Origin of the sequence: Xanthomonas sp. LMG 12462, from assembly GCF_009192885.1 — a bacterium.
Lineage (GTDB): Bacteria > Pseudomonadota > Gammaproteobacteria > Xanthomonadales > Xanthomonadaceae > Xanthomonas_A > Xanthomonas_A sontii.
The window spans coordinates 60,751-84,626 of sequence record NZ_NMPP01000032.1; the positions used below are offsets into that span (position 1 = coordinate 60,751).

Below are 23,876 nucleotides of genomic sequence, written 5' to 3' on the forward strand. Positions count from 1 at the left end.
CCGGTAGAATGCGCGTCCCTGTTCCGATGACTCACGCCCGATGCCGGCTGCGCAAGACGCCCCCCTCGACACCCTGTTCCTGCCGTTCGCCCAGGGCGTGCTGCGCTGGCCTGCCGGCAAGGTGCTGTTCCTGCGCGCCCGCGACGGCTGGGCGCTGCGTCAGCACGCGCAGTCGCCGCAACTGGTCTGCGAGCAGGACTACCGGCCGTTCGCCAGCGCGCTGCAGCAGGGCGGCTGGACGGCACGCGCCGAGCAGGACGGCGCCGCCGACGCCGGCGGCTACGCGCTGGTGCTGGTGCTGCCGCCGCGCCAGCGCGAGGAAGCGCGGGCGCTGCTGGCGCGCGCCGTGGCGCTGGCCGCGCCGGGCGGCATGGTGGTGGCCTGCCAGGCCAACAACGAGGGGGCGCGCTCCGGCGAGGACGACTTGCAGCAATTGGCCGGCCTCGGCGGCAAGCTGACCAAGCACCACTGCCGGGTGTACTGGACCGCGCCGCTGCAGGGCGGCCACGACGCCGCGCTGCAGCAGCGCTGGGCGACGCTGGATGCGGTGCGGCCGATTCTCGACGGTCGCTTCCGCAGCCGCCCGGGCGTGTTCGCCTGGGATCGCATCGACCCGGCCTCGGCGCTGCTGGCCGAGCACCTGCCCGCCGATCTGCGCGGCCGTGCCGCCGATCTCGGGGCCGGCTACGGCTACCTGTCGGCCGAACTGCTGGCGCGCTGCCCGCAACTGACCGCGCTGGACCTGTTCGAGGCTGACGCGCGCGCGCTGGCGCTGGCGCGCGCGAATCTGGCGCAGGCACCGGCCGGCCCGACGCTGGGCTTCCACTGGCACGACGTGACCACCGGACTGCCGGGGCAGTACGACGTCATCGTCAGCAATCCGCCGTTCCATGCGCCGGGGCGGATGGAGCGGCCGGACATCGGCCGGCGCTTCATCGCGGTGGCGGCGCAGGCGCTGGCGCCCGGCGGGCGGCTGTTCCTGGTCGCCAACCGGCATCTGCCCTACGAGGCGGTGCTCGACGCCAGCTTCGGGGAGACCGAGGTGCTCGCCACCCGCGACGGCTTCAAGCTGATCCACGCGGTGCGCAGCCGTGCCGGAGCGCGCCGATGAAACTGGTCAAGCACCTGGCCAACCTGGGCTACGGCAGCCGCAAGCAGGTGGCGCTGATGTTCCGCGAGGGCCGCATCACCGACGCCGAGGGCGAGGTGCTGTACGCCGACGACCAAGTGCCGCACGCCACGATCCGCGTCGACGGCGAGCCGCTGGACCCGCCGCCCGGGCTGATCCTGGCGCTGCACAAGCCGGTCGGCTACACCTGCTCGACCAAGGATCCGGGACGCATCGTCTACGACCTGCTGCCGCCGCGCTTCCGCCTGCGCTCGCCGCTGCTGTCCACGGTGGGGCGGCTGGACCGCGACACCAGCGGCCTGCTGCTGATGACCGACGACGGTGCGCTGCTGCATCGCATCGTCTCGCCCAAGGCGCGGCTGGCCAAGGTCTACGAGGCCACCCTGGCCGAGGATCTGCGCGGCGACGAGGCCGCGCAGTTCGCCAGCGGCACGCTGATGCTCGACGGCGAGACCACGCCGCTGCTGCCGGTGCAACTGGAGACGCTGGGGCCGCGGCAGGTGCGCGTGGCCCTGCACGAAGGCCGCTACCACCAGGTGCGGCGCATGTTCGCCGCCGTCGGCAACCACGTGGCCGCGCTGCACCGCAGCCGCATCGGCGGCTTCGGCCTGGACGATCTGCCCTCGGGGCAGTGGCGGGTGCTGGAGGCGGCGGACGTGGCGGTGCTGTTCGAGGGCCGGGATTAGGGAGTCGGGCTTGGGGATTGGCAAAAGCGCGTGGCGCCACGCCCCGTCGCAAATCCCGCTTCTACGAATCCCGAATCCCAAATCACGAATCCCGCTCCCCGACCGCCCGCTTCCAGCCCTCCAGCTCCAGCGTCTCCAGGGTCTGCAGATTGCGCTCGACGATCACGTCCGCGTCCGGGAAGGCGGCCACTGCGCGTTCCACGCTGTCCTCGCGCAGCAGGTGCAGGGTCGGGTAGGGCGCGCGGTTGGTGTAGTTGCCGATGTCGTCCGGTGCGGTGCCGGCGAACTGGTACTGCGGATGGAAACTGGCCACCTGCAGCACGCCCTGCAGGTCCAGCGCTTCGACCGCGGCGTCGGCGTTGTCGAGGAAGTCGTTGTAGTCGAGGAAGTCCTGCAGCACGTCCGGATGCACGATCAACGTGGTGTCGATCTGCTCGGCCGGGGTGTCGCGCAGCAGCACCAGTTCCTCGGCCAGCTGTTCGAGCAGTGCCTCGGGCGTACTCGCATCGCTGAGCACGAAACGCACCTGCTGCTTGACGTACACCGCCTTGGCGAACGGACACAGGTTCAGCCCGATCACCGCGCGCTCCAGCCATCGGCGGGTCAGGGCGATCGGGTCGTCGGAGGCGGGGGCAAGCGAGGTGGGAGGCATGGCGTCGGCGGCGGCGAAGGGGCGGCGCGCGTGGGCACGGGGCCGCGCGCGGCGGCCAGTGTATGCCGGATAGGCGCCGGTGGCCGGGGTTACGGTGCGTTCCAGCGGTTGTAGGACACGTCCAGCCACGGCGGATGCTCGGCATACATCTCGCGGATCAGTTGCTTGGTCAGTTCCACCAGGCCGGAGTCGTCGTTGCGGCGATAACTCATGATGATCGGCGAGGTGGCGTGTTCGTCGTCGATCAGGCGGTAATGCAGGTCGCTGCGCATCGACCGCGCCGAGGCCGGGATCAGGCAGATCCCGCTCTCGGCCGCGACCAGGCCCAGCGCGGTCTGCAGCTCGCGCACCTCCTGCAGTTCGCTGGGATGCGCGCCGTGATCCTGCAGCAGCGACAGCACCTGATCGGCGAAGCTGGGGCGCGGATGGCTGGGATAGAGCAGCAGCCGTTGCCCGGCCAGCGCCGCCGGCGGCAGCGGCGCGTCCTCCGCGGCCAGCGGGTGTTCCATCGGGATCGCCGCGACCAGGCGCTCCTCGCGCAGGACCAGGCGTTCGACATGCTGGTCGCTGCTGCGCACGCGGCCGAAGCCCAGGTCGATGCGGCCTTCCTTCAGCGCTTCCACCTGCTGGCTGGACATCAGCTCGACCAGGCGCACTTCCAGGTCCGGTCGCGCCTGGCGCAGGCGCCGCACCACCGTGGGCAGACCGCCGTACAGGGTGGAGGCGACGAAGCCGATCGAGGCCACGCGGCGCTCGCTGCGGCCGAGCCGGCGCGCGGCCTCGGTCATCTGCTCGACCCGGCCCAGCACCTGCAGCGCTTCCTCGTAGAACAGCCGTCCGGCGTCGGTGAGACGCAGCGGGCGGCTGCGCCGCACCAGCAGCGGCACGCCCAGTTGCTGTTCGATCTGCTGGATCTGCCGGCTCAGCGGCGGTTGCGCGATATGCAGGATTTCTGCGGCACGGGTGAAGTTGCGTTCGCGGGCGACGGCCACGAAGTAGCGGAGTTGACGCAGATCCATAGACGCTCGCTGTGGCGGAAAGTTACATGACATTCAAAGTATGCTGTGCTGCAGCAAATCATGAACGTCTAGGTTTCCCGTCATACTATATCTTCAGGGTATGAAATGGTGCTGCATTCAGTCTTGGACGGCAGTGCCGTGCCGGGCCAAGAATCGGCGCCATGTCACCGCACCCCACCACCGCCACCGTCGAACGCGTCGAGACGCTGCTGCTCGACCTGCCCACGATCCGCCCGCATCGCCTGTCGATGGCGACGATGCGCGGGCAGACCCTGATGCTGGTGCGCCTGCATTGCAGCGACGGCGTGGTCGGGCTGGGCGAGGGCACCACGATCGCCGGTCTGGCCTACGGCGCGGAGAGCCCGGAAGGCATGCAGTTGACGATCGACCGCTACATCGCGCCGCTGCTGGTCGGGGCCGATGCCTGCGCGGTGCAGGCGCTGATGCAGCGGATCGGCGGCCTGGTCAAGGGCAACCATTTCGCCAAGTGCGCGATCGAGACCGCGCTGCTCGACGCCCACGGCCAGCGGCTCGGCCTGCCGGTGTCCGAGCTGCTGGGCGGGCGCCTGCGCGATCGCCTGCCGGTGGCGTGGACGCTGGCCTCCGGCGACACCGAACGCGACATCGCCGAGGCCGAACGCATGCTCGCCGAGCGCCGGCACAACGTGTTCAAGCTGAAGATCGGCACGCGCAGCGTCGCCGAGGACGTGGCCCACGTGGCGGCGATCAAGCGCGCGTTGGGGGCGCGCGGCGCGGTGCGGGTGGACGTCAACATGGCCTGGAGCGAGACCGAGGCGGTGCGCGCGCTGCCGGCGCTGGCCGACGCCGGCTGCGAACTGGTCGAACAGCCGGTGGCGTCGCTGGCGGCGATGCGGCGGCTGATGCGCCGCTTCCCGATCGCGTTGATGGCCGACGAGATGCTGAGCGGCCCGGAAAGCGCCTTCGAGGCGGCGCGACGCGGCGCGGCCGACGTGTTCGCCGTGAAGATCGAGCAGTCCGGCGGCCTGTACGCCGCGCAGAAGGTCGCGGCCATCGCCGATGCCGCCGGCATCGGCCTGTACGGCGGGACGATGCTGGAAGGGGCGATCGGCACCATCGCTTCGGCCCATGCCTTCGCCACCTTCGCCAACCTGCAATGGGGCACCGAGCTGTTCGGTCCCTTGTTGCTGACCGAGGAGATCCTCGCCGAGCCGCTGCGCTACGAGGATTTCCAACTGCACTTGCCGTGCGGACCAGGCCTGGGCATCGCCCTGGACGAGGCACGGGTGGACGCGCTGCGCCGCGATCGCCGCCGCATCGTGATGCCGGTGGCTACCGGCGTGGAGGAATGAACATGTTGTTTCACGTGAGCATGGAAGTGAACCTGCCCGGCGACATGCCGCCCGAGCGTGCCGAGCAGCTCAAGCGCGACGAAAAGGCGCGTTTCCAGCAGCTGCAGCGCAGCGGCCAGTGGCGCCATATCTGGCGGGTGGTCGGGCAGTACGCCAACGTCAGCATCTTCGACGTGGCCGACAACGCCGAACTGCACGCGCTGCTGCTGTCGCTGCCGTTGTTTCCCTACATGCGCATCGCGGTCACCCCGCTGTGCCGCCATCCCTCGTCGCTGTACGAGGACGATCGCTAGTCCCGCACCACGGGCGCTTCCTCGGGAGGGGAACGTCTCAAGGCAGCCAACGCAACCATGAGCAGAGAAGGAACCAGACGATGAGCGTCAAGATTTTCGAGACCCCGGAGGTGCAGGCGTTCCTGCGCACGGTCAGCGGCCTGGAGCAGACGGCCGGCGACGCGCGTGTGAAACGGATCGTGCATCGCGTGCTGTCGGACCTGTTCAAGGCCATCGACGATCTGGATGTCACGCCCGACGAGTACTGGAGCGCGATCGCCTGGCTCAACGACCTGGGCGCGGCAGGGCAGGCCGGGCTGATCTCGCCCGGGCTGGGCCTGGACCACTTCCTGGATCTGCGCCTGGACGCCATCGACGCGCAACTGGGCATCGACAATCCGACGCCGCGGACCATCGAAGGACCGCTGTACGTGGCCGGCGCGCCGGTGGCGCACGGCTTCGCCCGGCTCGACGACGGCAGCGACGAAAACGGCCATCCGCTGATCATGCACGGCACCGTGTACGCCGCCGACGGCCGCCCGCTGCCCGGCGCCACGGTGGAGGTGTGGCACTGCGACACGCGCGGTTTCTATTCGCACTTCGATCCCACCGGCAAGCAGGCGCCGTTCAACATGCGCCGCACCATCGTCGCCGACGACAACGGCCAGTACCGTTTCCAGAGCATCGTGCCCAAGGGCTACGGCGTGCCGCCGGGCAGCCCGACCGAACGCCTGCTGTTCGCGCTCGGCCGCCATGGCCAGCGTCCGGCGCACATCCACTTCTTCGTCGGCGCCGACGGCCACCGCAAGCTGACCACGCAGATCAACATCGCCGGCGACCCGCTGGTCAACGACGACTTCGCCTACGCCACCCGCGATGGCCTGGTGCCGGATCTGGTGGAACGCAGCGACGAGGCCAGCATCCAGGCCAACGGCCTGAGCGGCCCGTTTGCCGAGATCCAGTTCGATTTCCGCCTCACCGCACTGGTGGAAGGCGTGGACAACCAGGCCAATCCGCTGCGCCGCCGCGTCGCCGCCTAGTTTCCGCCGCGTCACGGGGCACGCTGCGCGTCGCCCCGTGCCGGTCATTGCCGCGGCCTGCGGTTGCCAACGCAGGCCGCCGCCATTCTCACAGGAGACACCCCCATGTCTGCCGTCATCGCCCCTGCGGCCGCGCTCGACACCCTGCTCGCCAATGCCGTGCAGGACGATCCCGCCGCGGGACAGTTCCGCTGCCGTCGCGAGATCTTCACCAGCGCCGATCTGTTCGAACTGGAAATGAAGCATCTGTTCGAGGGCAACTGGATCTATCTGGCGCACGAGAGCCAGATCCCCGCGCCGAACGACTACTACAGCACCTACATCGGCCGTCAGCCGGTGGTGATCACCCGCGACAAGCACGGCGAACTGCACGCGGTCATCAACGCCTGCGCGCATCGCGGCGCGATGCTGTGCCGGCGCAAGCACGGCAACAAGGGCAGCTTCACCTGTCCGTTCCATGGCTGGACCTTCTCCAATACCGGCAAGCTGCTCAAGGTCAAGGACGAGAAGACCACCCAGTACCCGCCGCAGTTCGGCCAGGACGGCAGCCACGATCTCAAGCGCGTGCCGCGCTTCGAGAGCTACCGCGGCTTCCTGTTCGGCAGCCTGCGCGAGGACGTGGCGCCACTGCACGAGTTCCTGGGGCAGACCCGGATCATCATCGACCAGATCGTCGATCAGGCGCCGCAGGGGCTGGAAGTGCTGCGCGGCAACTCGTCCTATGTCTACGACGGCAACTGGAAGCTGCAGATGGAGAACGGCTGCGACGGCTACCACGTCAGCACCGTGCACTGGAATTACGCCGCCACCATGAGCCGGCGCAAGCAGGAAGGCACCCCGGCGGTCGATGCCGGCAGCTGGAGCAAGAGCGTCGCCGGCGTGTACGGCTTCGAGAACGGCCACATCCTGCTGTGGACCAAGACCATGAACCCGGAAGTGCGCCCGGTGTACGCGCAGCGCGAGGAACTGGCGCAGCGCCTGGGCGCCGACCGCGCCGCGTTCATCGTCGAGCAGACGCGCAACCTGTGTCTGTATCCGAACCTGTTCCTGATGGACCAGTTCTCCACGCAGATCCGCGTGGTCAGGCCGCTGGACGTGGACAAGACCGAGGTCAGCATCTTCTGCTTCGCGCCCAAGGGCGAAAGCGCGCGCGACCGTGCGCTGCGCATCCGCCAGTACGAGGATTTCTTCAACGTCTCGGGGATGGGCACCGCCGACGACCTGGAGGAGTTCCGCGCGTGCCAGGCCGGCTACGCCGCCGGCGCGGCGCCGTGGAACGATCTCAGCCGCGGCGCGCCGTTGTGGATCGACGGCCCCGACGAGAATGCGCGGCGGATGGGACTGGCGCCGCTGCTGTCGGGCGAGCGCAGCGAGGACGAAGGCCTGTTCGTGCGCCAGCACGCGTACTGGGCGGAGGCGATGCGCGAGGCGATCGCACGCGAACGCGAGGGTACGGCATGAGCACCGACTACCAGACCATCTGCGCCTTCCTGTACCGCGAGGCGCGCCTGCTCGACGACCGCCAGTGGGACGAGTGGCTGACCCTGTACGCCGAGGACGCGGTGTACTGGATGCCGGCCTGGGACGACGACGACCGCCTCACCGACGATCCGCAGTCGCAGATCTCGCTGATCTACTACGCCGATCGCTCCGGGCTGGAGGACCGCGTGTTCCGCATCAAGACCGAGCGCTCCGGCGCCTCCACGCCGGAGCCGCGCACCAGCCACAACCTGAGCAACATCGAGGTGCTGTCCGAGCACGGGCAGGACATCGAGGTGCGGCACAATTTCCACACGCTCAGCCATCGCTACAAGGTCACCGACCAATTCTTCGGCACGGTGACGCTGACCCTGCGCCGGCAGGACGACGCGCTGCGCATCGCGCGCAAGACCATCGTGCTGAAGAACGATTACATCCGCCAGGTCGTCGACGTCTACCACGTCTGATCGGCACGCACCTGCGAGCAACCGCCATGTCCTATCGCATCGCGCTGAATTTCGAAGACGGCATCACCCGCTTCATCGACTGCAACGACGGCGAGACGGTGCTCGACGCCGCCTTCCGCCAGCGCATCAACCTGCCGATGGATTGCGCCGACGGCGTGTGCGGCACCTGCAAGTGCCGCGCCGAACGTGGGCGCTACGATCTGGGCGAGGACTACATCGAGGACGCGCTCAGCGCCGATGAAGCCGCCGCCGGCATGGTCCTGACCTGCCAGATGCGGCCGCAGTCAGACTGCGCCGTGGCGGTGCCGGCGACCTCGCTCGCCTGCAAGACCGGGAGCGTGCACTTCCAGGCCACGGTGGCGGCGGTGGTCGCGCATGCCGACGCCGCGCTGGAACTGACCCTGGAGACGATCGGCCCGGCGCCGGCCTTCCTGCCCGGCCAGTACGTCAACATCGCCGTGCCCGGCAGCGGCCAGTTGCGCGCGTATTCCTTCAGTTCCGCGCCGGGTGCGTCCACGCTGACCTTCCTGATCCGGCGCGTCCCCGGCGGCCTGATGAGCGCCTACCTGGACGCGGCCACGCCGGGACAGGTCCTGGACCTCAACGGCCCGCTGGGCAGCTTCTACCTGCGCGAGATCACCCGGCCGCTGCTGTTGCTGGCCGGCGGCACCGGCCTGGCGCCGTTCCTGTCGATGCTGGCGCAATTGCAGGCCAGCGGCTGCGCGCATCCGGTGCATCTGATGTACGGCGTGACCCGCGGCGCCGACCTGGTGCTGCTGGAGCGCCTGCAGGCGCTGGCCGAGCAGGCCGACTGGTTCACGTTCGATACCTGCGTGGTCGATCCGGCGGCGGCGCATCCGCGCACCGGCTACGTCACCGAGCACCTGCCTGCGCACGCCCTGCACGGCGGCGACGTGGACGTGTACCTGTGCGGACCGCCGCCGATGGTCGAAGCGGTGCGCACGCATTTTTCCGGCATCGGGCTGGTTCCGGCCGCCTTCCACTACGAGAAGTTCACCCCCAGCGCCGTGGCGCCGGTGCAGGAACGGGCCGCATGAGCGCGCGTTTCGCCGGCAAGGTGGTGGTGGTCACCGGCGCGGCGCAGGGCATCGGCCTGCGCGTGGCCGAGCGTGCCGCCGCCGAGGGCGCACGGCTGGTGCTGGTGGACCGCGCCGCCCATGTCGCCGAACTGTCCCAGGCACTGGCGCCGGCCGAAGTCGCCACGCTGGTGGCCGACCTGGAACACTACGAGGAGAACGCGCGGGCGATGCAGTTCGCGCAGGCGCAGATGGGCCGCATCGACGTGCTGGTGAACAACGTCGGCGGCACCATCTGGGCGCAGCCGTACCAGGAATACACCCCGGCGCAGATCGAGGCCGAGGTGCGGCGCTCGTTGTTCCCGGCGCTGTGGGGATGCCGCGCGGCGCTGCCGTACATGATCGCGCAGGGCGGTGGGGCGATCGTCAACGTCTCCTCCATCGCCACCCGCAGCATCCATCGCGTGCCGTACGGCGCGGCCAAGGGCGGGGTCAACGCGCTGACCGCGTGCCTGGCGTTCGAGCACGCCGCGCATGGCATCCGCGTCAACGCGGTCGCCCCGGGCGGTACCGAGGCGCCGCCGCGGCGGGTGCCGCGCAATGCCGATGCGCAGAGCGCGCAGGCGCAGGCCTGGTATCAGCAGATCGTCGCGCAGACCGTGGAATCGAGCCTGATGAAACGCTACGGCACGCTCGACGAGCAGGCCGCGGCGATCCTGTTCCTGGCCTCGGACGAGGCTTCCTACATCACCGGGACGGTGCTGCCGGTGGGCGGCGGCGACCAGGGATGATCCACCCGCCCGGCCCGCCGTGCGCGCGTCGCCGCGGCCTGTCGCCACGCACCGGCGGCGCCCACTGACCCCCGTGTCCTCACCTCTGTCCTTTCCTGGAGCGAACGCCATGCAGTCCCCTCTCTTCGACCCTTCGCGGCTGGCGCCGGACGTGCTGGCGGTGTTGCAAGGCATGGCCGCCAGCGGCGCGCCCCCGCTGGAGACCCTGCCGATCCCGCAGCTGCGCCAGGCCTACGGTCAGATCGGCGCGCTGCTCGGCGGCACGCCGTTGCCGGTGGCCGAGGTCCGTGCGCTGACCGCCACGGGGCCGGCCGGTCCGATCCCGCTGCGCCTGTATCGGCCGGTCAGCGCGCCGCAGGCCACCGCGGCCATCGTCTATCTGCACGGCGGCGGCTGGAGTGCCGGCGATCTGGACACCCACGATCCGGTCTGCCGGCGCCTGGCGCAGGCGGCCGCGTGCGCGGTGGTGGCGGTGGACTACCGGCTGGCGCCGGAACATCCGGCCCCGGCCGGCCCGCAGGACGTGGTCGCGGCGATCGCCTGGCTGGCGGCGCACGCCGGCGAGCTGGGCCTGGATGCCGGCCGCCTGGCCGTGGCCGGCGACAGCGCCGGCGGCAGTCTGGCGGCGGTGGCCTGTCAGCAGTTGCGCGGCAGTGCGGTGGCGCTGCGCGCGCAGGCGCTGTTCTATCCGAGTACGGATCTGTCGCCGGCATCGCAGGACTTTGCGGCGCGCCACGAGAACGCGCATGTGCCGCCGCTGACGCTGGCGGTGATGCAGGCGATGTCGGCGCCGTTCGTGGCCGAGTACGACCCCAGCGACAGCCGGCTGTCGCCGCTGCGCGCGGCCGATCTGCGCGGACTGCCACCGGCCTTGATCTACACCGCCGCCTGCGACGTGCTGCGCGACGACGGCCGCCACTACGCCGATGCCCTGCGCACGGCCGGGGTGGCGGTGGAGTACGTCGAACTGCCGGGCATGGTGCACGGCTTCGTCGAAATGGCCGGCGTGCTGCCGGCCGCCGTGCGCGCCATCGAACATGCCGCCGCCTTCCTGAGCGCGCGACTGGCATGACCGGCAACCCCGATTCCCAGGAGAACACCCGCATGAACGATACGCTTTTGCTGCAGCACGATTTTTGGCACGGAGCGCTTTTCACCGGTCAGTGGCAGGCCGCCACCGAGAGCGCGGAGGCGATCGCGCCGGCCAGCGGAGAGCAGCTCGGCCGCGTCGGCCTGGCTGGCCCGGCGCAGGTCGCGGTCTCGGCCGCCGCCGCTGCGCAGGCGCAACGCGGCTGGGCCGCGGCGCCGTATGCGCAACGCGCGCAGGTACTGCGCCAGGCCGCGCAACTGGCCGAGCGGTTCCAGCAGGAGATCGCCGATTGGCTGGTGCGCGAGAGCGGTTCCACCCAAGGCAAGGCCGGCTTCGAAGCGGCCCTGTGCGCCACCGCCCTGCACGAAGCGGCGGCGCTGCCGTCGCGCAGCGCCGGCGAGGTGCTGCCCTCCGCGGCGGGGCGCCTGAGTCTGGCGCGGCGCCGTCCGCTGGGCGTGGTCGGCGTCATCGCGCCGTTCAATTTCCCGCTGTACCTGGCCATGCGCGCGGTGGCGCCGGCGCTGGCGCTGGGCAACGCGGTGGTGCTCAAGCCCGATCCGCGCACCGCGATCTGCGGCGGCGCGGTCATCGCGCGGCTGTTCGAACTGGCCGGCCTGCCGGCCGGCGTGCTGCACGTGCTGCCCGGCGATGGCGGCGCCGGCGCCGCACTGACCGCCGATCCGCACGTGGCGATGATCCAGTTCACCGGTTCCACCGCGGCCGGGCGCAAGGTCGGCGAGGCGGCCAGCCGTCATCTGAAGAAGGTGTCGCTGGAACTGGGCGGCAAGAACTCGCTGATCGTGCTCGACGATGCCGACCTGGATCTGGCGATCGCCAACACCGCCTGGGGCGCGTATCTGCACCAGGGCCAGATCTGCATGTCCGCCGGCCGCGTGCTGGTGCAGCGCGCACTCTACCCGCAGTTCGTCGAGCGGCTGGCGGCCAAGGCCAGGAGCCTGAGCGTCGGCGACCCGGCCAGCGGCGAGGTCGCGCTCGGCCCGTTGATCGATGCGACCCAGCGCGATCACGCCGCGCGCCTGGTCGCGGCCGCGCGCGAGGCCGGTGCCACCGTCGCCGCCGGCGGCGGCTACCGCGACCTGTTCTTCGAGCCCACCGTGCTCAGCGACGTCACCCCCGACAACCCGGCCTTCCGCGAGGAGATCTTCGCTCCGGTGGCGGTGGTGGTGCCGTTCGACACCGATGCCGAGGCCGTCGCCCTGGCCAACGACACCGAGTACGGGCTGTCGATGGCGGTGCTGTCGGCCGACGTCGGCCGCGCAATGGCGCTGGGCGAGCAGTTGCGCACCGGCCTGCTGCACATCAACGACCAGACCGTCAACGACGAGGTGGTCAATCCGTTCGGCGGCGTCGGCGCCTCCGGCAACGGCAGCAGCATCGGCGGCCCGGCGAACCTGGAAGAGTTCACCCAGTGGCAGTGGTTGACCGTCAAGGGCGCAGCGCCCGCCTATCCGCTTTGAACCCCAGGAGACAGTGCGATGAACGCAGCAACCGATAAACGCGAGATCACCGTGGCGGTCGCGCACGCGCCGCAACAGCCCTTCACCATCGAGCAGGCGCGCATCCGCGCGCCGCAGGACGACGAGGTGCTGGTGCGGGTGGTGGCCACCGGCCTGTGCCACACCGACCTGATCGTGCGCGATCAGTACTACCCGGTGCCGCTGCCGGCGGTGCTCGGCCATGAGGGCGCCGGCGTGGTCGAAGCGCTGGGTCCCAACGTCAAGAGCCTGCAGGTCGGCGACCACGTGGTGCTCACCTATGGCGCCTGCGGCCACTGCAATCCCTGCGATGGCGGGCATGCCGCGTATTGCCAGGAGTTCTTCCCGCGCAACTTCGGCGGTGCCGACGCGCATGGCCATACCGCCATCGAGGATCTGCACGGGCAGCCGCTGCACGACCACTTCTTCGCCCAGTCCTCGTTCGCCACCTATGCGCTGGCGCGCGAGAACAATGCGATCAGGGTGTCGCGCGAGGCGCCGCTGGAACTGCTCGGCCCGCTGGGCTGCGGCATCCAGACCGGAGCCGGCGCGGTGATCAATGCGCTGAAGGTGCGTCCTGGCAGCAGCTTCGTGGCGATCGGCGCCGGTGCGGTCGGACTCAGCGCGGTGATGGCCGCGCACGTGGCCGGCGCCGCCTGCATCATCGCCGTGGACGTGGTGCCGTCGCGGCTGGCGCTGGCCAAGGAACTGGGCGCCACGCACGTGATCGACAACCGCGAAGGCGATCTGGTGGAAGCGGTGCGCGCGATCACCGGCGGCGGCGCCGACTTCGCGCTCGAATCCACCGGGCGTCCGCAGTTGCTGGAGGCGGGCATCGAAGCGTTGGCCAGCCTGGGCACGATCGGCGTGGTGGGCGCGCCCAAGCTCGGCACCAAGGCCGAGTTCGACGTCAACAACCTGCTGCTGGGCGGACGCAGCATCCGCGGCATTGTCGAGGGCGACAGCGTGCCGCAGGTGTTCATTCCGCAACTGGTGACGCTGTACCAGCAGGGCCGCTTCCCGTTCGACAAGCTGGTGAAGTTCTATCCGTTGAGCGACATCAACCAGGCCGCCGCCGACAGCAGCAGCGGCATCACCCTCAAGCCGATCCTGCGCATGGCCAGCTGAGCCTTGCGCTGGCGACGGCGCTGCCGTCGCGCGTGTCCCCGCAGCAGGCGTCGCGCCTGCCTCGGCACCGACGTCGCCACACGCTGCCGTGGGCGATGCCGGTGCCGTTTTTTTTGATCGCGCCCTCGCCGTGCGCGTTCGCCGGCATCCTGCCTGCCTCGGCCGAGACGCGGGAGGCCGGCGCGCGTGCCAGGCTGCGCCGCAGTGCAGCGCCCGAGCGGTGTCTGCGTTGCCCTCCTTGCGTTGCCGGACCGCACCGCCGCCCGATGAAGCCCGTGCCGTGTAGCGCCGCGCGCCGCTGCGCTGCGCGTGCCTGGCTGTCTGTGCGCTGCGGCGCGCGCGGTGTCCAGTGGCATGCAGACACTGGCATGCGCAAGCTTGCCGAGGCGGCGCAGAGCGCGTGTGCGTGCGCGTCCAGGCGTTGGCGTTTGCGCAAGCGATGCGGGCGTGCGCCTGCGACGACGCTGCCGCTGCGTCGGCATGCACGCCATCGAACGCGCATGTTGCATCGCGGAAGATCCAGTGCTAGCGCGCATCGCGCGATGAACATACCAGCAGGGTATGAAACGAGACTGACATGGTCTTGGACGCCTGGTGTGATGCGGGGCAGTGTCGGACGCATGGATGCATCGCCGAGGTCAGTCGTCTCCTGCTTCGATCGTCGCGAGCGTCCGTACCGGTCGCGCGCACGGTCTTGCGTTCGCGTCGTACCGCGTCGCCGTGTCGGCCGACGCGTGCACAAAGGATGAGTGCCGTTTCCAACATCCCGCGCTGCCGGTCGTCACGACGGCAGTGCGGACCCCGCGTGCCGCCGGTCGGCGGCCGCACCCACGCATCGGCTCGGAGGGAGGGCTCGATCATGCAGCAGTTCGCACATCCAATGCGCCGCAGGGCGCAACGACAGGGCACGCCACGCTGGACCACGCTGCTGTGGACCGTGGCGGCGGTTTCGGGTGGTGCCGCCGCCAACAACGGCGTCGCCTTGCCCGGCTACGGCGCGCAGACCCAGGGCCTGGCCGGCACCTCGATCGCGTTGCCGCTGGACGCGGCGGCGTCCGCCAACAACCCGGCCGGCATGGGCGCGGTCGGCGACCGCATGGACGCCGACCTCACCTTGATCGCGGCGCCGGTGCGCGCGCAGGTCGGCCCCAACCGCTACGGCGACGATGCGCTGGTTCCGGTGCCCACCGCCGGCTACAACCATCAACTCAACGACGACCTGAGCCTGGGGGTGTCGGTGTTCGGCCACGGCGTCGCGCTGGACTACGGCGCTCCGGTGTATGGCAGCCACAACACCCTGTCCAAGCTGCAGCAGGTGGTGTTCGCGCCGACCCTGGCCTGGCGCGTGGGCGAGCACCAGTACCTGGGCATCTCGCCGCGGCTGGCCTACCAGCGCTTGCACGTCGCCGGCCTGGAGGGGGTCGGCTTCCAGTCGGCCGGGGCCGATGCGGCCTACGGGTACGGTGTCGCCGTGGGCTGGTACGGCCAGCTCGCGCCGCGCCTGAGCGCCGGCGTCACCTGGTCCAGCCGCATCCGCTTCGGCCAGATGCAGCGCTACCGTGCGCTGCTGCCGGAAGGCCGTCTGAACATGCCGCAGCAGGCCGGTGTCGGTCTGGCCTGGCAGGCCAGCGATGCGCTGACCGTGGCGGCCGACTGGCTGTGGATCGACTGGGCCGGCGAGCGCTCCTACGGCAATCGCGTCGATGAGGGCGGCGCGTTCGGCGATCCGAACGGTCCGGGCTTCGGCTGGCGTAGCCAGCGCGTGTTCCGCCTGGGGGCCGACTACCGCCTCAACGATGCCTGGTCGCTGCGGGCCGGCTATTCCCGCGGCAGCCGCCTGATCCCCGACAGCCAGGCGCAGTTGGCCGTGCTGGCGCCGCTGGCGCAGTACAGCCACTACGCGCTGGGCGCGACCTGGCGCCTGTCGCCGCAGCTGTCGCTGACCGGCAGCGTGACCCATGCGCCGGGCGGCTCGGTCGCCAGCGGCGGCGTGCAGGCCGGCACGCGCGATCTCACCTACCTCAACCTCGGCCTCGGCTGGTCCTTCCGCTGAGCCCCACGGAGACGCACCAATGCAAACCTATCTGTTGCTGCACGGTTCCTGGCACGACGGCCACGCCTGGGACGGGGTCGCCGAGCATCTGCGCGCGCGCGGCGTGCAGGTACACGCGCCGACCATCGCCGGGCATGGCCCCGGCGCCGACAAACGCGTCTCGCATGCCGACTGCGTGGCTTCGGTGGTGGACTACGTGCGCCGCCACGACCTGCGCGATCTGGTCGTGCTCGGCCACAGCTGGGGCGGCAGCATCGTCCAGCGCCTGGCCGAAGAGGAGCCGGAGCGCTGCAGGCGGCTGGTGTTCCACAACGCCTTCGTGCTGCGCGACGGCGAGGCGCTGTTCGACCTGCTGCCGCCGCACTACCAGGCGTTGTGGAAGAACGCGGTCGATGCCGATGGCGGGATCATGCTGCCGTTCCCGATCTGGCGCGACGGCTTCATCGGCGACGCCGACCTGGCGCAGGCGCAGCAGGCGTACGCGCAGTTGAGTCCGACCCCCGCGCGCAGCCATTTCGACGCGGTACCGCTCAAGCGTTTCCACGAGCTGCAGATCCCGCGCAGCTGGCTCTATGCCATCGACGATGTGGCATTGCCGCCGGGCGAGTACGGCTGGCATCCGCGGCTGAGCTCGCGCCTGGGCGGCTACCGTCTGGTCAGCCTGCCGGGCAGCCACGAAGTGTGTTTCAGCGCGCCTGCGCTGCTGGCCGAGAAAATCCTGCTGGCTGGCCGCGACTGACATTCCCCACCGGAGACTCCAGATGAATCCTGCATCCCCCCTGCGCATCGGCATCGTCGGCGGCGGCATCGCCGGCGTCGGTCTGGCCTTGGGCCTGTGCCGGCACCGCCATCTCGACGTGCAACTGTTCGAATCGGCGCCGGCCTTCGGCGAAATCGGCGCCGGCGTCTCGTTCGGCCCCAATGCGGTACGCGCGCTGGCCGGCCTGGGCATGGGCGAGCCCTATGCCGAACTCGCCGACCGCACCCCCGCCCCATGGCAGGACGTCTGGTTCGAATGGCGCCGCGGCGAGGACGCGCGGCTGCTGGGCCAGACCCTGGCGCCCGGCGTCGGCCAGTCGTCGGTGCACCGCGCCGACTTCCTCGATGCGTTGGCCACCCGCCTGCCGTTCGGGCTGGCCAGGTTCGGCAAACGCGCAGTCGCCGTGGAGCAGGACACCGACGTGGCGCGCGTGCGCTTCGCCGACGGCAGCCAGTACGAAGGCGACGTGCTGATCGCCGCCGACGGCATCAAGTCCGCCATGCGCGGCGAAGTGCTGCGTGCGCTCGGCCATGCACCGGCCGAACCGCGTTTCACCGGCACCTGCGCCTATCGCGGCCTGATCGACGCCGCGCGGCTGCGTGCCGCTTTCGCCGCCCGCGGCGTGGACGCGCACCTGGTCGACGTGCCGCAGATGTTGCTGGGCCTGGACGCGCACATCCTGACCTTCCCGGTGAAGCAGGGAAGGCTGATCAACGTGGTCGCCTTCGTCTCCGACCGCAGCGAGCCGGCGCCGCAATGGCGCGCTGGCCAGGCCTGGGTACGCGAGGCCAGCCGCCGCGAGATGCTGGAGGCGTTCGCGCACTGGGGCGAGGCGGCGCGTACGCTGCTGGAGTGCATCGACACGCCCACGCACTGGGCGCTGCACGATCTGGCCGAGCTGCCCGGCTATGTGCATGGGCGGCTGGCGCTGATCGGCGATGCCGCGCACGCGATGCTGCCGCACCAGGGCGCCGGCGCCGGGCAGGGCCTGGAGGATGCCTATCTGCTGGCGCAACTGCTGGCCACGCCTGGCCTGACGCGCGGCGATCTGCCGGCCCTGCTGCAGGTCTACGAGCGCCTGCGCCTGCCGCGCGCCTGCCGCGTGCAGCGCACCTCGCGCGAGGCCGGCGAGCTGTACGAACTGCGCGATCCGCAGGCCGGCGCCGACGATACGCGGCTGGCGCAGACGCTGGCGCAGCGCTTCGACTGGATCTGGGCGCACGACCTGGAAGCCGAAGTGGCGCAGGGGCGGAGAATGCTGGCCGCGGGCGTCACCGCGGGTGCCTAGCAAGAAATTGCGGCGCTAGGCGTCCGCGTCCCGGCGCGGAGGCGGGAGTGCCGTTGCGTGGTGTCGTCTCGTTCCGATGCGGAGTGCGTCGCTTTCGCATGGGCTGCAATGGCCGGGATGCGCTCGCTTGGTCATGCCGGCATGCCTGCTTGCGCAGGCCGGACGGCATGCGCAGGTCGCGACATGGGCGTATCGCCTGTCTGCCGTGCCGCCCTGCAAGGCGAGGCGATGCGCAGCCGTGTGCACTCACGCATCGTGGCGACGATATCGCGCGGTCGACTGCAGAACGACCATCGCCACGCGGTGGTCGTCCTGCGCCCTCGCACCGGCATGGCGATGACGCGCGAGGCGTTTGCGCGGCGGCTTCAGTCGCGGAAATTGTCGAACTGCAGCGGCAGCTCGAAATCGCTCTTCTTCAGCAGCGCGATCGCGTCCTGCAGGTCGTCGCGCTTCTTGCCGCTGACCCGCAGCTTGTCGCCATTGATCTGCGCTTCCACCTTGAGCTTGGCTTCCTTGAGCGTGGCCACGATCTTCTTGCCCAGCTTCTGCTCGATGCCCTGCTTGACGGTGATCTTCTGCCGCGCGCCGGCGAGGTTGGTCTCCACGTCGCCGAACTCCAGGCAACGGACGTCGATGCCGCGGGCCAGCAGGCGCGCGCGCAGGATGTCGGTCATCTGCTTGACCTGGAAATCGCTGGGCGCGGACTGGGCGATGACCTGGTCGTCCAGCTCGAACTTGGCGTCGACGCCCTTGAAGTCGAAGCGCGTCGACAGCTCGCGGTTGGCCTGGTCGACGGCATTGGTCAGTTCGTGCTTGTCGACTTCGGACACGATATCGAAGGAAGGCATGGGCAAGTCCTCGGCAAAGATGCCTATCGTAAGACGTGCGGGCGAGGAGTGGGGCGCGGCAGGTGGGAAGTGGCAGCGCAGGTGTCGCAGGAGCTGGCACGTGCAGGGTGGGATGGATGTCGGTTCCGGCGCGTTGCGCAATGTCGTGCGTTGCTGGGCGCCGCGCGTCGCGACTGAAGTCGCTCCCACAAGAAGCGGCATCGGCCGGTGCGCCGGCTGGAGCCATGTGGGAGGGACTTCAGTCCCGACGCGATGAGCCCCGGCACCACGCGCATCGCCGATCGCGGCGATAATGCGCCGATGCCCAACTCCCGTTCCAATGCCGCCGCCGCTGCGTGGATGATCGCCGCGGTCGCGTTCTTTTCGCTGATGGATGCGTCGATGAAGCAGCTCAGCACGCACTATCCGGCGCTGCAGGTCGCGGCGCTGCGCGGCGGCGCCTCGCTGCCGTTCGTGCTGGTGTGGGTGCTGGCCAGCGCCGGGCCGCGCGCGATCTGGCCGGTGCGCTGGGGCTTGCACCTGCTGCGCGGCGTGCTCGGCATCGCCATGATCGGCTGCTTCGCCTGGGCCTTGCGCAGCCTGCCGCTGTCCACCGCCTACACCATCTACTTCGTCGCGCCGCTGCTGGTGGCGGCGCTGTCGGTGCCGCTGCTCGGCGAATACGTGGGACCGCGGCGCTGGGCGGCGATCGGCGTCGGCCTGGTCGGCGTGCTGGTGGTGCTGCGCCCGGGCATGGACGGGTTCGTCTCGCTGCCGGGGCTGATGGTGCTGCTGGCGGCCATCGCGTATGCGGTGGCCTCGGTGCTGGTCAGCCTGCTGGCGCGCACCGACACCTCGCAGTCGCTGGTGGTGTGGTTCCTGCTGATCATGGCGCTGGGCGCCGGCGCGCTGGCGTTGCCGGAGTGGACCCCGCTGCGCCCGGCCGACACCGGCTGGATCGCCGGCATGGGCCTGGCCGGGGCGCTGGGCCAGGTGGCGCTGACCCAGGCGTTCCGCCGCGGCGACGCCTCGCTGGTCGCGCCGCTGGAGTACAGCGGCCTGTTGTGGGTGATTCCCTGGGACTGGCTGCTGTGGCGCAAGCTGCCCGATGCCTGGACCTGGGTGGGCGGGGCGATCATCGTCGCCAGCGGCCTGTACCTGCTGCATCGCGAGCGGGTCCGCGCGGTGGCGCATCCGCCGCCGCAGGCACGCCCCTAGGCCCCGCGATGCGCGCGTACGTTAGAATCGAATGGAATAACGCACGCCATCCTGGCCTGCTAGGCTTTGCGCCCCCCGTCGCTGCCGGTCCCGCGCGTTGATCCAGTTCGAGCGCCTGCACAAGTCCTATTCCGTCGCCGGCCAGCCGGTCGTGGCGCTGCATCCGCTCGACCTGCGCATCGAGGCCGGCGAGGTGTTCGGCATCATCGGCCATTCCGGCGCCGGCAAGTCGACCCTGATCCGGTTGATCAATCGGCTCGAAGAGCCCAGCGGCGGCCGCCTGATCATCGACGGCGAGGACGTCACCGCGCTGGACCGCGCCGGGCTGCGCACACTGCGCCAGCGCGTGGGCATGATCTTCCAGCACTTCAACCTGCTGTCCTCGCGCACGGTCGCCGGCAACGTCGCCTTCCCGCTGGAACTGGCCGGCACGCCGCGCGCGGAGATCGACGCGCGGGTGGCCGAGTTGCTGGAGCGGGTCGGGCTGGCCGCGCATGCCGACAAGTATCCGGCGCAGCTGTCGGGCGGACAGAAGCAGCGCGTCGGCATCGCCCGCGCCCTGGCCACGCGCCCGCGGATCCTGCTGTGCGACGAGGCCACCAGCGCGCTGGACCCGCAGACCACCGCCTCGGTGCTGGCGCTGTTGGCGCAGATCAACCGCGAGCTGGGTCTGACCATCGTGCTGATCACCCACGAGATGGAGGTGATCCGCCGGGTCTGCGATCGCGTGGCGGTGCTCGATGCCGGGCACCTGGTCGAGAGTGGGCCGGTCACCGAGGTGTTCCTGCACCCGCAGCATCCGACCACCAAGCGCTTCGTGTCCGAGGCCGAGCACGTCGACGAGGCCGAGCTGTACCGCGATTTCACCGCCGTGGACGGGCGCATCCTGCGGCTGACCTTCCTCGGCACCGACACCTACGCGCCGCTGCTCGGGCGCATCGCCCGCGCCACCGCGGTGGACTACAACATCCTGTCCGGGCGCATCGACCGGATCAAGGACACCCCGTACGGCCAACTGACCGTGGCCCTGGTCGGTGGCGACATGGACGCGGCGCAGGCCGCCTTCGTCGCCGCCGGCGTGCATGTGCAGGAGCTGCGCCGATGAGTCCGATCGCCACCGCCGCCACCGGCTTCTTCCGCAATCTCGATGCCGGCAAGTGGAGCGAGATCGGTCGCGCCACCGTCGATACGCTGCTGATGCTCGGCGGCTCGCTGCCGCTGACCCTGCTGATCGGCCTGCCGCTGGGCGTGCTGCTGTTCCTGACCGGCCCGCGCCAGACCCACCAGAAGCCGCTGCTGTACGGCAGCCTGGCGCTGGTCATCAACGTGCTGCGCTCGGTGCCCTTCATCATTTTGATGATCGCGATGATCCCGCTGACACTGTGGGCGATGGGCACCTCGCTGGGCGTGCGCGGCGCGATCCTGCCGCTGGTGGTGGGCGCGGCGCCGTTCTACGCGCGGCTGGTGGAGACCGCACTGCGCGAAGTGGACCGCGGCGTGGTCGAGGCCAGCCTGGCGATGGGCGCGACCACCTGGCAACTGGTGACGCGGGTACTGCTGCCGGAAGCGCGGCCGGGCCTGATCGCCGGCGCCACGGTGACCACCATCGCCCTGATCGGCTTCACCGCGATGGGCGGCGCGATCGGGTCGGGCGGCCTCGGCGACCTGGCCTACCGCGACGGCTACCAGCGCTCGCACGCCGACGTGGCCCTGGTGACGGTGGTGATCCTGTTGCTGCTGGTGCAGGCGTTGCAGATGCTCGGCGACCGCCTGGTCGCGCACTACAGCCGGCGCTGATGTCCTGCGTGCCGCGGTAGGGCTTCAGCCGCGCCTCCGATCGGTGAGCGGTCGCGGCTGAAGCCGTTCCCACGCGCATGGATCGCCCCGCCTGCACGGCCGTCTGCTAGCGTGCACGCATCGCGGCCGCGGGTCGCGCTCCTCCACTCCCCCCGTTTCTCCGGATACCTGCCATGACCCGATTCCCGTTCCGCCTCCTGCTCGCCAGCGCCGTGCTCGTGCTCGGCGGCTGCGGCAAGCCCGATGCCGGCGCCGCCGGCGACCATCTCAGCGTCGCCGCCACTGCGGTGCCGCACGCCGAGATCCTGGAGGTGGTCAAGCCGATGCTGGAGCAGCAGGGCCTGACCCTGGACGTGCGCGTGTTCAACGACTACGTGCAGCCCAACGACCAGGTGGTGCAGAAGCAGATCGACGTGAACTACTTCCAGACCGAGCCCTACCTGCAGGCCTACAACCGCGACCGCAAGAGCGACCTGGTCACCGTGGTCGGCGTGCACATCGAGCCGTTCGGCGCCTACTCGCGCCGCTACAAGTCGCTGGACGCGCTGCCGCAGGGCGCCGACGTGGTGATCCCCAACGATCCCAGCAACAACAGCCGCGCGCTGATCCTGCTGGCCAAGGCCGGGGTCATCAAGCTCAAGGACCCGGGCAATGCGCTGTCCACCCAGCGCGACATCGTCGCCAATCCCAAGCAGCTGAAGTTCCGCGAGCTGGATTCGGCGATGCTGCCGCGGGTGCTGGACCAAGTCGACCTGGCGCTGATCAACACCAACTACGCGCTCGACGCCGGCCTCAACCCGACCCGCGACGCGCTGGCGATCGAAAGCAAGGATTCGCCGTACGTGAACTTCCTGGTCGCGCGTCGCGACAACAAGGACGATCCGCGCGTGCAGAAGCTGGCCAAGGCGCTGACCAGCCCGGAAGTGAAGGCCTTCATCCAGCGCAAGTACCAGGGCGCGGTGCTGCCGGCGTTCTGATCGGGCCACGCGCATGCCGCTGCTGCTGGCCATTCCGCTGGCGATCGTGATCGCGCTGGCGGTGACCGCGGTGCTCTTGCCGCTGTCGCTGCTGCAGCGGTTCCGCGTGGGCACGGCGCGGCGTCAGGCGCGCGGTTGGCTGGTCGCGGTGCAAATGTGGTCGGCGCTGCTGTCCAGCGTGGTGTTGCTGGTCTTCGCCCTGATCGCCGCGCACTGGTGGCCCGGTGCGGCCACGCATGCGCTGGCCGGCTGGGGCATCGGCGCGCTGCTGGGCGCGCTCGGCATCGTCGCCACCCGCTTCGAGCCGTTGCCGCACGGGCTGCACTACACGCCGAACCTGTGGTTGGTCTTGGGTCTGACCGCGCTGGTGGCGGTACGCATCGGTGCCGGACTGTGGCAAGGCTGGCGCAGTCTGGTCGATGGTGCGGCGTGGCCGACCGAGGGCTGGATGAGCCATGCCAGCCTGCTGGCCGCCGCGGCCATGCTGCTCGGCTATGCCTGCGCCTACGCCTGGCTGCTGCGGCGGCGCCTGCGCCGGTTCGACCGCTACCGCGGTTTCGATCGCTCGCCGCGCTGAAGGCGGCCGCGCCCGCGTGCACGCGCAATGCGGTTTTCGCTGGTCGCGCGCTCGATCCAGCGCACGCACAAAAACAAACGGGCCCTTGCGGGCCCGTTTGCGCAAACGCTGGAGACGGAACGCTTAGAAGCGCGCGCCGACGCCGAAGCTGAACAGCCACGGATCCAGCTTCAGGTCTTCGCCGGTGCCTTCGCCGGCCACCTTCAGCTCCGGACGCGAGTGCATGTAGCGCGCATCGGCACGGGCGAACCAGGTGGAGTTGATGTTCATGTCCACGCCGACGGTGCCGATGGCGCCCTTGGCGGTGTCCAGGCTGATGTGCTGGTCCGGGTTCAGGCCAGCCAGCTTTTCGTTGCTGAAGTTGGACTCGTAGTAACCGACGCCGACGAACGGACGGAACACGTTGTCCGCCTGGCCGAAGTGGTACTGGCCGCTCAGCGCGATCGGCTGCTGCTCGACGGTACCGACCTTGCCGATGCCGTCGGCCTTGACGCGGTGGTTGAACTTGTCGGCAGCGCCCCACAGTTCGACCGCCCAGTTGTCGTCGATCAGCCAGCTGGCGCTGATGGTCGGCGCCGGGCCGCCATCGACGTCGAGGCCGGCCGCCGGCTTGGAATGCGGGTCGAGCAGGGTCGCGCTGCCGACGACGGAGAAGTGCTTGCCGGAAGCGGTATCGGCATCCTGTGCGAATGCGGCGGGCGCAAACGCAAGGGCGGACACGACAGCCAGGCTCAGGATCTGAATGGACCGCATGGGGTATCT

Annotated in this window: 24 protein-coding genes; 20 read left to right on the plus strand and 4 right to left on the minus strand. The window is 70.2% G+C overall.

The annotated features are described in order from the left end of the window. Window positions 1-40 precede the first annotated feature (40 nt). Together CEK69_RS09425 and CEK69_RS09430 are read left to right on the plus strand one after the other, a co-directional pair. Window positions 41-1,111, plus strand: a complete 1,071-nt coding sequence (locus CEK69_RS09425; RefSeq protein WP_152245225.1) for a methyltransferase — start codon at window positions 41-43, stop codon at window positions 1,109-1,111. Beyond that, a complete protein-coding gene (locus CEK69_RS09430) occupies window positions 1,108-1,815 on the plus strand; it encodes a pseudouridine synthase (RefSeq protein WP_152245227.1) in 708 nt (235 codons plus the stop codon). The genes CEK69_RS09425 and CEK69_RS09430 overlap by 4 nt, the downstream gene beginning before the upstream one ends. An 82-nt stretch (window positions 1,816-1,897) precedes the next feature. Here the strand turns inward: CEK69_RS09430 and CEK69_RS09435 are convergent, their stop codons facing one another. Beyond that, window positions 1,898-2,467, minus strand: coding sequence for a DUF1415 domain-containing protein (locus CEK69_RS09435; RefSeq protein ID WP_152245229.1), 570 nt, complete (start codon window positions 2,465-2,467; stop codon window positions 1,898-1,900). Between the two features lie 89 nt (window positions 2,468-2,556). Further along, window positions 2,557-3,486 (minus strand): LysR family transcriptional regulator, encoded by a 930-nt coding sequence (locus CEK69_RS09440; protein WP_017908774.1) that lies wholly within the window; start codon window positions 3,484-3,486, stop codon window positions 2,557-2,559. 161 nt (window positions 3,487-3,647) lie between these two features. Here CEK69_RS09440 and CEK69_RS09445 point away from each other — a divergent pair, with 161 nt between their 5' ends. The 13 genes from CEK69_RS09445 (at window position 3,648) to salA (ending at window position 17,718) form a co-directional block, all read left to right on the plus strand. After that, window positions 3,648-4,817 carry a muconate/chloromuconate family cycloisomerase gene (locus CEK69_RS09445; RefSeq protein WP_152238509.1) on the plus strand — a complete coding sequence of 390 codons (1,170 nt, stop codon included), beginning with the start codon at window positions 3,648-3,650 and terminating at the stop codon, window positions 4,815-4,817. Between the two features lie 2 nt (window positions 4,818-4,819). Further along, entirely contained in the window at window positions 4,820-5,110 is a 291-nt protein-coding gene (catC, locus tag CEK69_RS09450; protein WP_043095268.1) for a muconolactone Delta-isomerase, read from the plus strand. 80 nt (window positions 5,111-5,190) lie between these two features. Next, entirely contained in the window at window positions 5,191-6,129 is a 939-nt protein-coding gene (catA, locus tag CEK69_RS09455) for a catechol 1,2-dioxygenase (protein ID WP_017914954.1), read from the plus strand. 105 nt (window positions 6,130-6,234) lie between these two features. Beyond that, entirely contained in the window at window positions 6,235-7,590 is a 1,356-nt protein-coding gene (locus CEK69_RS09460; RefSeq protein WP_017913083.1) for a Rieske 2Fe-2S domain-containing protein, read from the plus strand. Beyond that, a complete protein-coding gene (gene benB, locus CEK69_RS09465) occupies window positions 7,587-8,075 on the plus strand; it encodes a benzoate 1,2-dioxygenase small subunit (protein ID WP_017908779.1) in 489 nt (162 codons plus the stop codon). The genes CEK69_RS09460 and benB overlap by 4 nt, the downstream gene beginning before the upstream one ends. Window positions 8,076-8,101: 26 nt before the next feature. Continuing rightward, the gene (gene benC / locus CEK69_RS09470) at window positions 8,102-9,133 is read left to right on the plus strand and encodes a benzoate 1,2-dioxygenase electron transfer component BenC (protein ID WP_043093402.1); all 1,032 of its coding nucleotides are present in this window, start codon (window positions 8,102-8,104) and stop codon (window positions 9,131-9,133) included. Then, window positions 9,130-9,903, plus strand: a complete 774-nt coding sequence (locus tag CEK69_RS09475) for a 1,6-dihydroxycyclohexa-2,4-diene-1-carboxylate dehydrogenase (RefSeq protein WP_017908781.1) — start codon at window positions 9,130-9,132, stop codon at window positions 9,901-9,903. The genes benC and CEK69_RS09475 overlap by 4 nt, the downstream gene beginning before the upstream one ends. Window positions 9,904-10,012: 109 nt before the next feature. Beyond that, a complete protein-coding gene (locus CEK69_RS09480) occupies window positions 10,013-10,975 on the plus strand; it encodes an alpha/beta hydrolase (RefSeq protein ID WP_017908782.1) in 963 nt (320 codons plus the stop codon). 32 nt (window positions 10,976-11,007) lie between these two features. After that, window positions 11,008-12,471: a benzaldehyde dehydrogenase gene (locus tag CEK69_RS09485; RefSeq protein ID WP_148828001.1), complete on the plus strand. Its 1,464-nt coding sequence runs from the start codon at window positions 11,008-11,010 to the stop codon at window positions 12,469-12,471. Between the two features lie 18 nt (window positions 12,472-12,489). Further along, complete coding sequence (locus CEK69_RS09490; RefSeq protein ID WP_152245231.1) at window positions 12,490-13,617, plus strand: NAD(P)-dependent alcohol dehydrogenase; 1,128 nt, start codon at window positions 12,490-12,492, stop codon at window positions 13,615-13,617. Between the two features lie 859 nt (window positions 13,618-14,476). After that, a complete protein-coding gene (locus CEK69_RS09495; protein ID WP_152245233.1) occupies window positions 14,477-15,670 on the plus strand; it encodes an outer membrane protein transport protein in 1,194 nt (397 codons plus the stop codon). A 19-nt stretch (window positions 15,671-15,689) separates the two neighbouring features. Further along, window positions 15,690-16,409, plus strand: coding sequence for an alpha/beta hydrolase (locus CEK69_RS09500; RefSeq protein ID WP_152245235.1), 720 nt, complete (start codon window positions 15,690-15,692; stop codon window positions 16,407-16,409). Between the two features lie 22 nt (window positions 16,410-16,431). Then, the gene (salA, locus tag CEK69_RS09505) at window positions 16,432-17,718 is read left to right on the plus strand and encodes a salicylate 1-monooxygenase (protein WP_152245236.1); all 1,287 of its coding nucleotides are present in this window, start codon (window positions 16,432-16,434) and stop codon (window positions 17,716-17,718) included. Between the two features lie 365 nt (window positions 17,719-18,083). Here the strand turns inward: salA and CEK69_RS09510 are convergent, their stop codons facing one another. Then, window positions 18,084-18,566, minus strand: coding sequence for a YajQ family cyclic di-GMP-binding protein (locus CEK69_RS09510; protein WP_152182191.1), 483 nt, complete (start codon window positions 18,564-18,566; stop codon window positions 18,084-18,086). 300 nt (window positions 18,567-18,866) lie between these two features. Between CEK69_RS09510 and CEK69_RS09515 the strand changes: the two genes are divergently transcribed. From CEK69_RS09515 to CEK69_RS09535, 5 genes are all read left to right on the plus strand, one after another. Then, window positions 18,867-19,763, plus strand: coding sequence for a DMT family transporter (locus CEK69_RS09515; protein WP_152238516.1), 897 nt, complete (start codon window positions 18,867-18,869; stop codon window positions 19,761-19,763). A gap of 97 nt (window positions 19,764-19,860) precedes the next feature. Then, complete coding sequence (locus tag CEK69_RS09520; protein WP_017907482.1) at window positions 19,861-20,868, plus strand: methionine ABC transporter ATP-binding protein; 1,008 nt, start codon at window positions 19,861-19,863, stop codon at window positions 20,866-20,868. Beyond that, entirely contained in the window at window positions 20,865-21,560 is a 696-nt protein-coding gene (locus tag CEK69_RS09525; protein WP_017916296.1) for a methionine ABC transporter permease, read from the plus strand. Before CEK69_RS09520 ends, CEK69_RS09525 begins: the two co-directional genes overlap by 4 nt. A 173-nt stretch (window positions 21,561-21,733) precedes the next feature. Then, on the plus strand, window positions 21,734-22,537 hold the full coding sequence (locus tag CEK69_RS09530; RefSeq protein ID WP_152245237.1) for a MetQ/NlpA family ABC transporter substrate-binding protein: 804 nt from the start codon (window positions 21,734-21,736) through the stop codon (window positions 22,535-22,537). Between the two features lie 13 nt (window positions 22,538-22,550). After that, on the plus strand, window positions 22,551-23,114 hold the full coding sequence (locus tag CEK69_RS09535; protein ID WP_152245239.1) for a DUF1453 domain-containing protein: 564 nt from the start codon (window positions 22,551-22,553) through the stop codon (window positions 23,112-23,114). 123 nt (window positions 23,115-23,237) lie between these two features. On the opposite strand, the gene CEK69_RS09540 is transcribed toward CEK69_RS09535, so the two are convergent. After that, entirely contained in the window at window positions 23,238-23,867 is a 630-nt protein-coding gene (locus CEK69_RS09540) for an OmpW family outer membrane protein (RefSeq protein WP_017907486.1), read from the minus strand. Window positions 23,868-23,876 lie beyond the last annotated feature (9 nt).

Coding starts and splice junctions, on each gene's coding strand:
- CEK69_RS09425 (WP_152245225.1), top strand. CDS start 41: ATGCCGGCTGCGCAAGACGCCCCCCTCGACACCCTGTTCCTGCCGTTC.
- CEK69_RS09430 (WP_152245227.1), top strand. CDS start 1,108: ATGAAACTGGTCAAGCACCTGGCCAACCTGGGCTACGGCAGCCGCAAG.
- CEK69_RS09435 (WP_152245229.1), bottom strand. CDS start 2,467: ATGCCTCCCACCTCGCTTGCCCCCGCCTCCGACGACCCGATCGCCCTG.
- CEK69_RS09440 (WP_017908774.1), bottom strand. CDS start 3,486: ATGGATCTGCGTCAACTCCGCTACTTCGTGGCCGTCGCCCGCGAACGC.
- CEK69_RS09445 (WP_152238509.1), top strand. CDS start 3,648: ATGTCACCGCACCCCACCACCGCCACCGTCGAACGCGTCGAGACGCTG.
- catC (WP_043095268.1), top strand. CDS start 4,820: ATGTTGTTTCACGTGAGCATGGAAGTGAACCTGCCCGGCGACATGCCG.
- catA (WP_017914954.1), top strand. CDS start 5,191: ATGAGCGTCAAGATTTTCGAGACCCCGGAGGTGCAGGCGTTCCTGCGC.
- CEK69_RS09460 (WP_017913083.1), top strand. CDS start 6,235: ATGTCTGCCGTCATCGCCCCTGCGGCCGCGCTCGACACCCTGCTCGCC.
- benB (WP_017908779.1), top strand. CDS start 7,587: ATGAGCACCGACTACCAGACCATCTGCGCCTTCCTGTACCGCGAGGCG.
- benC (WP_043093402.1), top strand. CDS start 8,102: ATGTCCTATCGCATCGCGCTGAATTTCGAAGACGGCATCACCCGCTTC.
- CEK69_RS09475 (WP_017908781.1), top strand. CDS start 9,130: ATGAGCGCGCGTTTCGCCGGCAAGGTGGTGGTGGTCACCGGCGCGGCG.
- CEK69_RS09480 (WP_017908782.1), top strand. CDS start 10,013: ATGCAGTCCCCTCTCTTCGACCCTTCGCGGCTGGCGCCGGACGTGCTG.
- CEK69_RS09485 (WP_148828001.1), top strand. CDS start 11,008: ATGAACGATACGCTTTTGCTGCAGCACGATTTTTGGCACGGAGCGCTT.
- CEK69_RS09490 (WP_152245231.1), top strand. CDS start 12,490: ATGAACGCAGCAACCGATAAACGCGAGATCACCGTGGCGGTCGCGCAC.
- CEK69_RS09495 (WP_152245233.1), top strand. CDS start 14,477: ATGCAGCAGTTCGCACATCCAATGCGCCGCAGGGCGCAACGACAGGGC.
- CEK69_RS09500 (WP_152245235.1), top strand. CDS start 15,690: ATGCAAACCTATCTGTTGCTGCACGGTTCCTGGCACGACGGCCACGCC.
- salA (WP_152245236.1), top strand. CDS start 16,432: ATGAATCCTGCATCCCCCCTGCGCATCGGCATCGTCGGCGGCGGCATC.
- CEK69_RS09510 (WP_152182191.1), bottom strand. CDS start 18,566: ATGCCTTCCTTCGATATCGTGTCCGAAGTCGACAAGCACGAACTGACC.
- CEK69_RS09515 (WP_152238516.1), top strand. CDS start 18,867: ATGCCCAACTCCCGTTCCAATGCCGCCGCCGCTGCGTGGATGATCGCC.
- CEK69_RS09525 (WP_017916296.1), top strand. CDS start 20,865: ATGAGTCCGATCGCCACCGCCGCCACCGGCTTCTTCCGCAATCTCGAT.
- CEK69_RS09530 (WP_152245237.1), top strand. CDS start 21,734: ATGACCCGATTCCCGTTCCGCCTCCTGCTCGCCAGCGCCGTGCTCGTG.
- CEK69_RS09535 (WP_152245239.1), top strand. CDS start 22,551: ATGCCGCTGCTGCTGGCCATTCCGCTGGCGATCGTGATCGCGCTGGCG.
- CEK69_RS09540 (WP_017907486.1), bottom strand. CDS start 23,867: ATGCGGTCCATTCAGATCCTGAGCCTGGCTGTCGTGTCCGCCCTTGCG.